Below are 11,550 nucleotides of genomic sequence, written 5' to 3' on the forward strand. Positions count from 1 at the left end.
CAAGCCCACGGGAGGACGGCCATTGCCGGGCTTGGGGTAGTGCGGCTCGATCAACGCCACCAGCCGATTCCACGGCACGATCGTCTGCATCTCGGCCAAGAATGCGTCGCGCCGGGTGGGCTTGCGAAAACGCTCGAATCCCGCGGACGCATCGGCCGCCGCTGCCAAGGTCATCTGCTTCATGACCGTAATCATCGCCGCCCATCACCAGGGCGACAAGACGGACTACTGCCAGGCGCAGGACTTGATCAGCGTTTCCCTAGCCATCGACGGTTGCGCACTGGCCTGCGTGCGCCACAGCCTGGCCCGCCACGGCATTGCCCCCACGGCGCACGTGCAGCTGGGCGAACAAGGGGTGCGCAAAACCTATCACGCGGACTTCGACGTACGCCAGGCCGAGGTGGTCTATCTCGAGATACGCGAACGCGTGCAGGCCATGAACGCCCTGGCCGCGCCCGGCTCGTCAGGAGGTAGTGGCACTGGGGCCTGCCGCTGCGCGGGGGCTTGAATGCCGGCGGTGGCGAAGCGATGATGGGCGCCTGATACCGATCCTGACATGACACCTGCTTCCAATCCGCCTGATGAAGCCGCGCTGCGCGCCGTGCTGCAGGAAGTGCGCGACCCCGAGATCGGCGAAAGCATCGTGGACCTGGGCCTTGTGAAATCGATCCGCAGCAGCCCCCAAGGTGTGCAGGTGACGCTCATCCCCACCAGCGCCACCTGTCCGATGGCCGATGTGATGATCGAAGACGTCACCGAGGCGCTGCGCCGGGCCTGCCCCGATGGCCTGCCCGTGGATGTGCAGATGGACTGGGACACGCCCTGGAGCCCGCAGCGGCTGAGCCCGGCGCTGAAGGCGCGCTTCGGCTGGTGAAACCCTCCGTGGCCTCGTCGTCGTCAGGTGTGACCCTGCGCCGCATGGCCGTGGCGTGGTGCGCGCTGCTGGCCGCGGCCAACCTGCTCCAAGGCCTGGGCGGCGGCCTGGCGCGCCTGGGCTGGGGCGACGCGGCCCCTGGCGCTCTGGGCCTGCATGGTGCAGTGATGGTCTGCGGGTTCTTCGGCGCGCTCATCTCGCTGGAGCGAGCCGTGGCCCTGCGCCACGCCTGGGGCTACGCCGTGCCACTGCTGGCAGGGTTGGGCGGCTTGGCCGCCTGGGCCATTGGCAGCGCATCCCTGGCCTTGGGGCTGTGGGGGCTGGCCAGTGGCGGTTTGGTGGGGCTCTACCTGTGGGCCGGTCACACGCGGGCCTGGTCGCTGCACCTGGCCGTCGAGGCCCTGGGGGCGGCCTGCTGGGGGCTGGGCGTGGCAGCCTGGGCCTTGAACGCCCCCGAAGCGGCCTTGCATGCGTGGATGGCCTTCCTGGTGCTGACGATTGCGGGTGAAAGGCGCGAGCTGATGCAGATGCGACGGCTGCCCCGGGGCGTTCGTGTGGGCTTTGTCGTGATGGTAGGAGCGGCCCTGACAGCGGTGCTGCTGGGGCTGGCCGATGCCCTGGCAGGCACCGGAGGCCGGGCCATGGCCACGGCGATATGGTGGGGCGCGTGCGCGGCCCTGGCCGTGTGGCTGCTGCGCTGGGACTTCGCACCGCGCCAGTGGGCGGCGAAGCAGTGGCCTGGGCACACAGCCCAGTGCCTATGCATCGGGTACGGCTGGCTGGGCATCGCAGCGCTGCTGGGGCTGGCCGGACTGGCCAATGTGCCCACCGCCACTCAGGCCGCTGGCCATGCACTGTGGCTGGGCTTCGTATTTGCAATGGTGTTCGGTCACGCCCCCATCATCCTGCCGGCCCTGGCCCGAGTGCGGCCTGCCTACGTAGCCTGGGCGCGTGGGGCCATCGTGGTGCTCAGTGCCAGCCTGGTGTTGCGCATCGTCGGCTTGATGGCTGGTCATGCAAGCGCGCTGTCTTGGGCTGCTGCCGGGCATGCAGTGGCCATCGGCTGGTTTGCACTCGCCATGGTCGCCAGCATGTGGACGGGGACAAAGGCTTGAACGAGAGCGCCCGTCAGTTCATGATGGTCTTTGCTTCCAGGAGTGCACGATGGCCCTGCCCCATGCCCAAGCCCGCGACGTGATCGACCTGCAGCCCCTCGGCGCAGCCATCGCGCAGACACCCAGCACCAGCCTCATCAAGACGGCGCAGCTGCAACTGATGCGGGTGGTGCTGCGCGCCGGTCAGTCGCTGCCCGAGCACCAGGTGCCGGGCGAGATCACCATCCAAGGACTGGAAGGCGAAGCGCTGGTGACCACCACCGAGGGCGAGCGGGTGCTGAAGGCACAGCAGCTCCTCCTGCTGCCCGGCGGCGAGCCGCACGCCGTACACGCGCGCACCGATTGCTCGCTGCTGGTCACCGTGCGGCTGGGCGGCCTCTGATCAGCGCGGTGGCCACAGGGGTCCCAGCGCATCGAGCGTGTTCTTCAGGATGAGGCCGTACTCGGTGTCGCCTTCCATCACCAGGGCGCGCTCGAAAAAGAGGCGATCGGCATCCTCCTGCCCGCACATGAGGCGCAGGTAGCTGGCCGCATCGGCGGCGATGCGCAGCGTCACCTCGCCGCCGTCGCTCGCCGGGTGAAAGCCGCGTTCGTCCAGGCGCAGCCGGCAACGCAGGCCCAGATCGGACACGACAATCTCGACGACGCGGTGCGACAGCAAGGCGCGCTCAGCCTCACCCAGGCGGGGCCGCAGCAGCCGGTTGAGCGCCAGTGACAGCACCTGCGACGGCGGGCGGATGGGCAGGCGCTGCACCAGTGCACGCAGGGCTTGGGGCGGTGCGGGCCAACGGACCGAAACGGAGGACGCACTCATGCAAACACCTGCTGCAATCCGGCCTGCCGGTGGGCAAAGCCGTTGACGAGTCCACCGGGCAGGCTCAGGGCGTCCAGGGCGATGCGGGCCTCATCGACCCGTGCGCCCTGGTGATAGACCCGGTCAAACCAGTGCAGCACCTCGATGAAGCGCTGGCTGCACGGCGACAGGCGCACTCGACGCACGCCTGCGGCGCGCAAGGCCTGGGCTTCGCCGATCAGACAGTGCTGGGCGGCCGACTGGGTCTGGATGCCGTTGAGCGCCAGGAAGGGCTCGCCTTCGGTGGTGGACAGCAGCAGGCCATCGGGATGCTCGATGCAGCGGAAGCCGCATTCGTCCTTGGGTAGGTGGTAGTGACGGGCTGTGAAGCATCGCGCCGAAAACGCCAGCGGCAGGCGCCCGAAGCCAAAGACCTCGGTGACCAACGGCTCGTTGCGCAAGGTGCACACCGGTTGCTCCGGCGGGTTGATGCGCGCGATGGCGTCAAGCGGCAGCTCCAGCGGCGCCACCCAGCGCACAGCGCCCAGGCGGGCATGCTCGGCCAGCGCGGGGCGGCTGTAGACGTTGACATGCGGTCCCAGCACGAAAGGCCGGCCGGCCAACAGGCGCAACGCCGAGGCATCGCCAGCTTCCACCAGGAAGTCGCCCTGCTCGGCCATACGGCGCAGGCTGCGCAGCTCGGCTTCCGATTCGATCAGTGCCTGGCTGGCCAGCACCACTTCCTTGCCTGCAGCTGCCAGATCGCGCGCGAGATCGCACCAGTCGTCGAGCTTCATCTCATGGCGGCGCGAGCACACCACCTCCCCCAGCACCACGGTGTCGGCGGGCGATTCGGCAATCCCGGCATAGAACTCGATGAGGGTCTTGCGCGGCCAGTAGTACAGCACCGGTCCGACGGTGAAGGCGATGCGATCGTTGCTCATTGCCAGGGCCTGTTGTACGCGCCGAGGGTGTGCTGCTGGCCTTCGGCCCAGCGGCCCAGGTCGGCCACCCACTGGGGCTGGACGGCGTAGCGCGCCGGCTGCGCGGCGCAGTGGTCGATGGCCTGACGCCACACGCGCGTGACCTGCTCGACGTAGGCGGGGCTGCGCTGGCGACCTTCGATCTTGATGGCGGCCACGCCCATCTCCATCAACTGGGGAAGCACGGCCAGGGTGTTGAGGCTGGTGGGTTCCTCCAGTGCATAGTCACGCACGCCCTCGACGTGGAAGCGGCCTTTGCACAGCGTGGGATAGCCACGCGGCTCATCCGGCGCGTACACGTCGATCAGCACGCCGTTCAGCCGCGCCTGCACGCCCTGAGGTCCATCGGACCATCTCACGGCCGACGGCGGCGAACATACACCCGCGGTGTTGGGCGACTGGCCGGTGACATACGCCGACAGCGCACAGCGGCCCTCGACCATTACGCATAAGCTGCCGAAGCCAAAGACCTCGACCTCGGCCCGGGTGCGACGCGCCACATGGCCCACCTGCGACAAGGTAAGCACACGCGGGAGCACAGCTCGCTGGATGCCGTAGCGCTCCCGATAGAACTCGATGGCCTCGTAGGTGGTGGCCGAGGCCTGCACCGACAGGTGCAGGCGCAGCGAGGGCTGATGGTCCCGCGCGTAGGCCAGCACCGCCACGTCTGCGCAGATCAGCGCATCGACGCCCAGCTCGGCCGCCACGTCCACAGCCCGGTACCAACGCTCGGGCTCACGCGCATCGGCATAGGTGTTCAGCGCCATCAGCACCTGGGCGCCCAGCCGGTGGGCGTAGGCGATGCCCTCGCGCGCCTGGGCCAGGTCGAAGTTCAGTCCGGCGAAGTTGCGCGCATTGGTCGCGTCCTTCAGGCCCAGGTAGACGGCATCGGCGCCGGCATCGACGGCGAGCGTGAGGGCCCTCAACGAGCCGGCCGGGCAGACGAGCTGGGGTTTGGTGGCAGGAGCAGACATTGCGCGAAGCCAAACGGTTCAGAAGATGGACCGACTTTAAGCAGCCCAGAACCGTGGGGGTTTGTCGGCTGTCAAAGGCACGCGTCCAGGCGAGGCCGGGGCTTGCGGTCCAGCCCGAATCGGCGCAGTCCGTCCCCGCTTCGGGAGAACTTCCCTCCTGTCAGCCCGGCCGCCCGTCGGCCCGTGGACGGCCATACCAGCGGCCATAACGCAGGCTCCAACTCACAGCCACGACCGCCCACACGAACGCGGCCACACCCACCAGCTCGGTCGAACCGTTCCAGTGGGTGGCCCCGATCAGGCGCAGCACCACCGCAGCCTGCAGGCCCCAGAACAGGCCCCAGGCGATGTTGTCGGCCGCCAGCGTGCGTCCGCCATGCCCACAGGACACGCGTGTGGCCATGGCCAGAAGAATGGAGCCCAGGAAGCCGAGCGTCAGGGCATGCAGTGCCGCAAGGCTGAGATCCAGGCTGCGATCACTCACCCACCAAAGAGCTTGTGACAGGGCCTGTAGCACCAGGGCCACCCCCAGCCAGACGAAGCCCAAGTGCAGCATGGCCAGCAGTCGCACCTTCAGGCTTTGCACCAGGCCCCAGCGCACGGCCAGCCACAAGGCGCCTGCCCCGGCGCACAGGTTGAAACCCACAGCAAACGCCGTGCCCAGGTCGGACGCACGCGCCCAGGGCCCGAGCAAGGGCTGGGCACCAAGCACGGCCAGCCAGACCCACAGTAGCCACATTGGCCGCCAGGCATCGAGCACCGGCAGGGCCGCCGCCGTGAAGAAGGGAATCATGCGGTGCAGCACGGCCGCGTACACCGGCGCGATGAACCACCACAAGCCCACCCCCAGGGCCGCCAGGCTCCAGCCAGGTTCGTCCATGGCCAATCCCGCCGCGGCGGCCCACAGGCTCGCCACGCCGATGCTGCTGGCCCCCAGTACCACCTTCGCGTGCGCGCGGTCGGGCACGCGGCTTGCGCGCACCAGGCCCGCAAACTGCCAGGTGAACTCGGTCCAGCCCCAGGCCACGGCGCCCAGGCCAATCGCCGCCAAGGGTGCCAGTGTGTGCACCCCCATCAGGAAGACAGCCCAACCACTCAGGCTGGCCAACAGCGGCGACAGCATCCGCCGTGCCGCCACCGGCGGCAGGCCCAGCCACTTCGGTCCGGCGGTGAAGAGAAAACCCGTGAAGAAGAGTGGCATGAAGCCAAAGCCCATGAGCAGCGCATGGGCGAGGCTCGGCGACAGGGCCCACGGCAGCGCGGGCCCATGGCCCAAGCGCGCCGCCAGCACGAGCAGCCACCACACGGCGCTTACCGACAGCATCACCGCACCAGCAAAAAAGCCCAAACGGTGGGGGGAAGCCAGCAGCCAGGACCATTGCCAACGCGAACGCTGGCGTTCCAGCGGTGAAGGATGGGGACTTGCGATCAGAGACTGATTGGGAGTGAAACGCATGCCGGCTCCTCGTCTCAGACCACAGCAGTTGACGGTGTCAGCAGACGCTCGACCAGATCCGCGCACGCTGCGGATCTGGTCACCAAAAGGCAGGGACCACACCTGGAAAGACGAGACCCATTTTCACGTCGTCGCGCAGGGCGGCCGCCAGCTCTGGTGGTCCATGCAGAACCGGCCATCGCACGTGCCAGCAGGCCGGCCACGCTGCCGGCCAACGCGGGTCCGACGGAAGACGAGACTTCTGACATGGACACACCTCTTGATGGAGGTGTGAAGGTACGCGGCCCCTGCCGGCAGGGTATTGACCCTGCTCAATGGAACATCGTCAATGCAGCACAAGCACGGGCAGTTTCGTGCGCGACATCAGGTTCTTGGTGTGCGAGCCCCACAGGAGCTCTCCGAAGACACCGCGGCCGTGCGTGACCATCACAATGAGATCGCACTGGTGTTGGACTGCAGCATCGACGATGGCATCCTCGACGCTGTTGGCCTGCACACTCACGCGCTGGAAGGGCACCCCCGCCTCGGCAGCAAGACGCTCGAAGCGGCCGAGCACTTCGTCGGCATGTGCACGCACCGATTCGTCATGGGTCTTGGTGATGCGCCCATAGGCATAACCTTCGCCGATGCTGGCGGGGGGTGGGGCAAAGGGCTCGACGATGAAGCCGGTCACACGGGCCCCCAGGCGCCTGGCCAGGGCCAGGCCGGCGTGCATGGCCTTGTCGCTGAGGTCGCTGCCATCGACGGGCACGAGCAGATGATCGAACATGGGAACCTCCGTCCGAGCCCGCCTCGGGCCCTCGGAAACACTCTACGCCGGGCACCCCAGCCGCGGCTTGCTCCACGTCAAGCCCGGGGTCATCGGGACGGGTGCAGTCGGCTGTCGATCTCATTGAAGCACACGTCCTGCTCGGCCGGTACGTACGGCCCGGTACCGCTGTGCTCGGACCGCGAGGCCGGCACAAAGCCACCGACCAGCACGTCGAAGACGTGCACCTCGCCGTCCTCGATCACGTAGTGCCATCCATGCAGCGTGATCTTCCCGGACTCGACCCGTGAACGCACCATCGGATAGTCCATCAGACGCTCGAGTTGCAGCACCACGGCACGCTGCTCGGTGCGGCGCAGGGCTTCGGGGCTGGGCTGCACCGGCAGGGCCGCCTCACGGGCCAGGTCGAGCCAGCGGGCCAGGTTGGGGGCTTCGGGCGAGATCTCCTCGTACAAGGCCTTCATGGCGCCGCAATGGCTGTGGCCGCACACCACGATGCGCGACACATGCAGATTGAGCACGGCAAATTCGATGGCTGCGGTCGTGCCATGGTGTCCATGGCTGCCGTCGTACGGCGGTACCAACGCGCCCACGTTGCGCACGATGAACAGCTCGCCCGGTCCTGCCCCGGTGAGCAAGTAAGGCACGAGCCGGGAGTCCGAGCAGCCGATGAACAGCGTGGTGGGATGCTGCCCCTGGTCCACCAAGTCGCGAAACCGCGCCTGATGCCGAGGGAAGTAGTCGTCGTGGAAACGACGCAGGCGGGCGATCAGCTCGTCGGGCATGGCCGCACTCCGCTACTCCCTATTGCAACAGGGGCGTTTCGGCGGCGTCGAGCACCACCCCGACGAGTTCGGCCTGCCCCGCCAGCAGACGCAGGTACTGGCGCAGCGCGGTCACGTAGGCCTGCTGCTGCAATGCCAGGCGCACGGCGCCGCGCACCCTCTCGAAAGGCTGGGGGCGGCCGACCTGGCGCTGCAGCACCTCCACCACATGCAGGCCGAAGCGGCTGTGCACCAGGCGGGGCAGCACACCCACCTCGGTGTGCCCGAAGATCTCGCGGGCGAACTCGGGGGCGCAGTCGGCCGCGCGCAGCCACCCCTCGTCGTCACCGATCACGCCGCCTTGCACACTGCTGGGGCAGTTCGACCAGACCTGCGCCGCCTGGGCAAAGCGCCGATCCCGATCGGCCTCAGTCTGACCTTCGTCATGGCAGCGCAGCTCCAGCAGCACGCTCTCGGCCTTTAGGCGCAGGGCCTTCACGTCCACGCCGGGCGTCACGGCGAACAGGATGTGGCGGGCGCGCACCCGCTCGCCTTCACGGTACTGGGCGGCGTGGGCCTCATAGTGGCGCCGCAGCGCCTCCTCGGAGGGTTCGGGCAGCGCCAGCTCGCGTTCGAGCAGGGCCTCGATCGCCGCGCTGGCCGCTTCGCTGATCACGCCGTCCGTGCTCGGTTCGTCAGCAGCGTCGAGCAAGCCGGCAGCCTGCGCGGCCTGGCGCAGCAGCTCGGTGCAGGCCCGTTGGCGCAGCACATCGGGCGGCAGCGCCTCGCCGGGGGCATGGAGCGGCCGGCCGTTGATGCGGGCCACGAGGCTCGGGGTGTCGGTGCTCACGAGGCTCTCCTTCATGCCGCGGTGCGTCGCGAGCGGTTGTGATGCGATGGCAGGTTCAGACGGCGCGAGCGCACTACCTGGTACGGCCGCAGCAGGTAGGCGATGGCGCCGAAACCGCTCCACACATGCACAAGGCGGGTGAACGGGAAAATCAAGAACATCGTCATGCCCAGCAGCATGTGGGCCCGGAAGACCCAGGAGATGTCAGCCATCAGCTCGGCAGCGCCGGGACGGAAAGTGACGATGCGCTGGGCCCACTCGGCCAGCACCAGCATCACGCTGCCGTCCAGGTGCTGGGCCGACAGCGGCACGGTGGCCAGGCCGAGCACGAGCTGCACCCACAGCAGCCACAACAGCACGATGTCACTGATCTTGGACGTGGCGCGAATGCGCGGGTCCGACAGACGGCGGTGCAGCAGCAGGCTCACGCCGATGAGGGCCAGCACGCCGGCGATGCCGCCCGCGGTCATCGCCAGCACCTGCTTGGTACCCGCACTCATGAAGGGCTCGTACAGGAAGTGCGGCGTGAGCATGCCCACGAAGTGGCCGAAGAAGAGGAAGAGCACCCCAGCGTGGAAAAGGTTACTGCCCCAGCGCAACTGGCCAGCGCGCAGCAGTTGTGAAGAATCGCTCTTCCAGGTGTACTGGTCGCGGTCGAATCGCAGCAAGCTGCCGACGAAGAACACTCCCAGGCAGATGTAAGGGTAAATGCCGAAGGCGAAGAAGTCGAGGGTGGCTTTCATGCACGTGCTCCTTGAGAAGGTGCCGGCTTGCGAACGATGTGAATGGGCTGGGGCTGGCCCGGACGGTTCTGGCCCTGGGTGGCGCAACCATCAAAGGCTGGGGGCTCGGCCCAGGCGTCGTCCAGGTCTTCTTCGGGCGGCAGGGCCACCTGCTGGACCGGCTCGCCCGCCATCTCCAACACCGCAGCAATCGCCGCCGCGTAGGGGCTTTTCCGCTGCACGAGTGCGCTGTGCAAGGCGTTCAGGATGTGCGCCATCTCGCCGAGGAAATCCCGCGCCACCGCCGCCTCCTGCATGGCGGCGAATTCCAGGATCACGGGCAGGTAATCGGGCAGTTCGCCAGGGACCAGGTAGAGGCCAGCCTGCTCGTAGGTCTGCAGCAAGTCCACCATCGCCGGGCCACGGTCTCGCGAGTCTCCGTGCACGTGCTCGAACAAGTACAGCGAAGTCGCGCGGCCCCGGTCGAAGGTGTCCACGTACCGGGCCTCGACCTCGAAGGCGTCGCCGCAGCGCAATTGCCGGATCAGGGCCTGCAGGCCGGCACGGACTTCTTTGCTGAGTGCGGACTCCTCGGTGATTACTGCCTCGATCTCGTCGAGGGCGGCACGCAGCGTGTGGTCCGGGTAACCCAGCAGACAGGCCACTGCACGGCAGCTTCGGGAAGGAAAGCGTTTCATCGTGGGTCTCCTGCGCTCAGAGGGTGGCCTTGATGGGGATGGTGCGCTTCTTCTTGCCGCCGAAAAGGCTGGCCTCGGTAACGCCATCGGAGCAACCGTTGCCAAAGGAGAAGCCGCAGCCGCCACGCAGGTCGAAGGCGTTTTCGGCGTACTCGCGGTGCGTGGTCGGAATGACGAAGCGGTCTTCGTAGTTGGCGATCGCCATCACGTGGTACATGTCTTCGGCCGTGGCCTGGTCGATGCCCACCTGCTGCAGCGCGGTCGTGTTGATGCGCCCTTGCACATGCTTCTCGCGCTGGTAGGCGCGCATGGCCAGCATGCGTTCCAGCGCACGCACCACGGGTGCTGTCTCACCGGCGGTCAGCAGGTTGGCGAGGTAGCGCACGGGAATGCGCAGCTGGTTGACGTCGGGAATCTCGCCGTTGATACCGATGTCGCCCGCGTTGGCCGCGGCCGTGATCGGTGACAAGGGCGGCACGTACCACACCATCGGCAGGGTGCGGTACTCGGGGTGCAGAGGCAGGGCCACCTTCCAGTCCACGGCCATCTTGTAGACGGGGCTGTTGCGTGCGGCCTCCAGCCAGGCCTCGGGAATGCCGTCGGCGCGGGCCTGCTCGATCACCTTGGGGTCGTTGGGATCGAGGAAGATGTCGAGCTGGGCCTGGTAGAGGTCGCGGTCGTGCTCGACGCTGGCGGCCTGCTCGATGCGATCGGCGTCATACAGCAGCACCCCCAGGTAGCGGATGCGACCCACGCAGGTTTCGGAGCACACCGTGGGCTGGCCGGCCTCGATGCGGGGGTAGCAGAAGATGCACTTCTCGGCCTTGCCGGTCTGCCAGTTGTAGTAGATCTTCTTGTAGGGGCAGCCCGAGACGCACATGCGCCAGCCGCGACACTTGTCCTGGTCGATCAGGACGATGCCGTCCTCCTCGCGCTTGTAGATCGAGCCCGAGGGGCAGGAGGCCACGCACGCCGGGTTGAGACAATGCTCGCACAGGCGCGGCAGGTACATCATGAAGGTGTTCTCGAACTGGCCGTAGATGTCCTTCTGCACCTCGTCGAAGTTCTTGTCCTTCGAGCGCTTGGCGAACTCGCCGCCGAGGATCTCTTCCCAGTTCGGGCCCCATTCGATCTTCTCCATGCGTTGGCCCGTGATGAGGCTGCGCGGACGCGCCACGGGCGCCGCCTTCGATTCCGGCGCCGACTGCAGGTGGTCGTAGTCGAAGGTAAAGGGCTCGTAGTAGTCGTCGATCTCTGGCAGGTGGGGGTTGGCGAAGATGCGCATGAGCAGCTTCCACTTGCCACCCTGGCGCGGCTCGATGCTGCCGTTGCTCTTGCGGACCCAGCCGCCATGCCACTTGTCCTGGTTTTCCCACTCCTTGGGGTAGCCGATGCCGGGTTTGGTCTCGACGTTGTTGAACCAGGCGTACTCCATGCCCGGTCGGTTCGTCCAGACGTTCTTGCAGGTGACGGAACAGGTATGGCAACCGATGCACTTGTCCAGGTTGAGGACCATGCCGATCTGTGCGCGGACTTTCATCGCAGGTATCTC

The 11,550-nt window shown here is 67.4% G+C and carries 14 protein-coding genes and 1 pseudogene; 4 read left to right on the plus strand and 11 right to left on the minus strand.

The window, feature by feature from the left end:
- A pseudogene (locus F615_RS0110605) lies at window positions 1-183 on the minus strand (IS5/IS1182 family transposase); the annotation flags it as partial.
- Between F615_RS0110605 and F615_RS18280 the strand changes: the two are divergent.
- The 4 genes from F615_RS18280 to F615_RS0110625 are packed head-to-tail and all read left to right on the plus strand — an operon-like array spanning window position 182 to window position 2,371.
- On the plus strand, window positions 182-508 hold the full coding sequence (locus tag F615_RS18280; protein WP_019561163.1) for a putative zinc-binding protein: 327 nt from the start codon (window positions 182-184) through the stop codon (window positions 506-508). The pseudogene F615_RS0110605 and the gene F615_RS18280 overlap by 2 nt on opposite strands.
- A gap of 48 nt (window positions 509-556) precedes the next feature.
- Complete coding sequence (locus tag F615_RS0110615) at window positions 557-874, plus strand: metal-sulfur cluster assembly factor (RefSeq protein ID WP_019561164.1); 318 nt, start codon at window positions 557-559, stop codon at window positions 872-874.
- Entirely contained in the window at window positions 871-1,989 is a 1,119-nt protein-coding gene (locus F615_RS0110620) for a DUF8744 domain-containing protein (protein WP_211211802.1), read from the plus strand. Before F615_RS0110615 ends, F615_RS0110620 begins: the two co-directional genes overlap by 4 nt.
- A 49-nt stretch (window positions 1,990-2,038) precedes the next feature.
- Window positions 2,039-2,371, plus strand: a complete 333-nt coding sequence (locus F615_RS0110625) for a cupin domain-containing protein (protein ID WP_019561166.1) — start codon at window positions 2,039-2,041, stop codon at window positions 2,369-2,371.
- On the opposite strand, the gene ubiT is transcribed toward F615_RS0110625, so the two are convergent.
- The 10 genes from ubiT to narH form a co-directional block, all read right to left on the minus strand.
- Window positions 2,372-2,803 carry a ubiquinone anaerobic biosynthesis accessory factor UbiT gene (gene ubiT / locus F615_RS0110630; RefSeq protein ID WP_019561167.1) on the minus strand — a complete coding sequence of 144 codons (432 nt, stop codon included), beginning with the start codon at window positions 2,801-2,803 and terminating at the stop codon, window positions 2,372-2,374.
- Window positions 2,800-3,726, minus strand: coding sequence for a U32 family peptidase (locus tag F615_RS0110635; RefSeq protein ID WP_019561168.1), 927 nt, complete (start codon window positions 3,724-3,726; stop codon window positions 2,800-2,802). The genes ubiT and F615_RS0110635 overlap by 4 nt, the downstream gene beginning before the upstream one ends.
- Window positions 3,723-4,739 (minus strand): ubiquinone anaerobic biosynthesis protein UbiU, encoded by a 1,017-nt coding sequence (gene ubiU / locus F615_RS0110640; protein WP_019561169.1) that lies wholly within the window; start codon window positions 4,737-4,739, stop codon window positions 3,723-3,725. Before ubiU ends, F615_RS0110635 begins: the two co-directional genes overlap by 4 nt.
- 160 nt (window positions 4,740-4,899) lie before the next feature.
- Window positions 4,900-6,195 carry an NnrS family protein gene (locus tag F615_RS0110645; RefSeq protein ID WP_019561170.1) on the minus strand — a complete coding sequence of 432 codons (1,296 nt, stop codon included), beginning with the start codon at window positions 6,193-6,195 and terminating at the stop codon, window positions 4,900-4,902.
- Window positions 6,196-6,520: 325 nt separating this feature from the next.
- Window positions 6,521-6,964 carry a universal stress protein gene (locus F615_RS0110650; protein WP_019561171.1) on the minus strand — a complete coding sequence of 148 codons (444 nt, stop codon included), beginning with the start codon at window positions 6,962-6,964 and terminating at the stop codon, window positions 6,521-6,523.
- Between the two features lie 89 nt (window positions 6,965-7,053).
- Window positions 7,054-7,749, minus strand: a complete 696-nt coding sequence (locus F615_RS0110655) for a carbonic anhydrase (protein ID WP_019561172.1) — start codon at window positions 7,747-7,749, stop codon at window positions 7,054-7,056.
- A gap of 19 nt (window positions 7,750-7,768) precedes the next feature.
- Window positions 7,769-8,593, minus strand: coding sequence for a peptidylprolyl isomerase (locus F615_RS0110660; protein ID WP_019561173.1), 825 nt, complete (start codon window positions 8,591-8,593; stop codon window positions 7,769-7,771).
- Window positions 8,590-9,321: a respiratory nitrate reductase subunit gamma gene (gene narI / locus F615_RS0110665; protein ID WP_019561174.1), complete on the minus strand. Its 732-nt coding sequence runs from the start codon at window positions 9,319-9,321 to the stop codon at window positions 8,590-8,592. The genes F615_RS0110660 and narI overlap by 4 nt, the downstream gene beginning before the upstream one ends.
- A complete protein-coding gene (gene narJ / locus F615_RS0110670) occupies window positions 9,318-9,998 on the minus strand; it encodes a nitrate reductase molybdenum cofactor assembly chaperone (RefSeq protein ID WP_019561175.1) in 681 nt (226 codons plus the stop codon). The genes narI and narJ overlap by 4 nt, the downstream gene beginning before the upstream one ends.
- 16 nt (window positions 9,999-10,014) lie before the next feature.
- Window positions 10,015-11,538, minus strand: coding sequence for a nitrate reductase subunit beta (gene narH / locus F615_RS0110675; RefSeq protein ID WP_019561176.1), 1,524 nt, complete (start codon window positions 11,536-11,538; stop codon window positions 10,015-10,017).
- Window positions 11,539-11,550: the final 12 nt, after the last annotated feature.

The sequence above is a fragment of the Caldimonas manganoxidans ATCC BAA-369 genome, from assembly GCF_000381125.1.
GTDB classification, from domain to species: domain Bacteria; phylum Pseudomonadota; class Gammaproteobacteria; order Burkholderiales; family Burkholderiaceae_C; genus Caldimonas; species Caldimonas manganoxidans.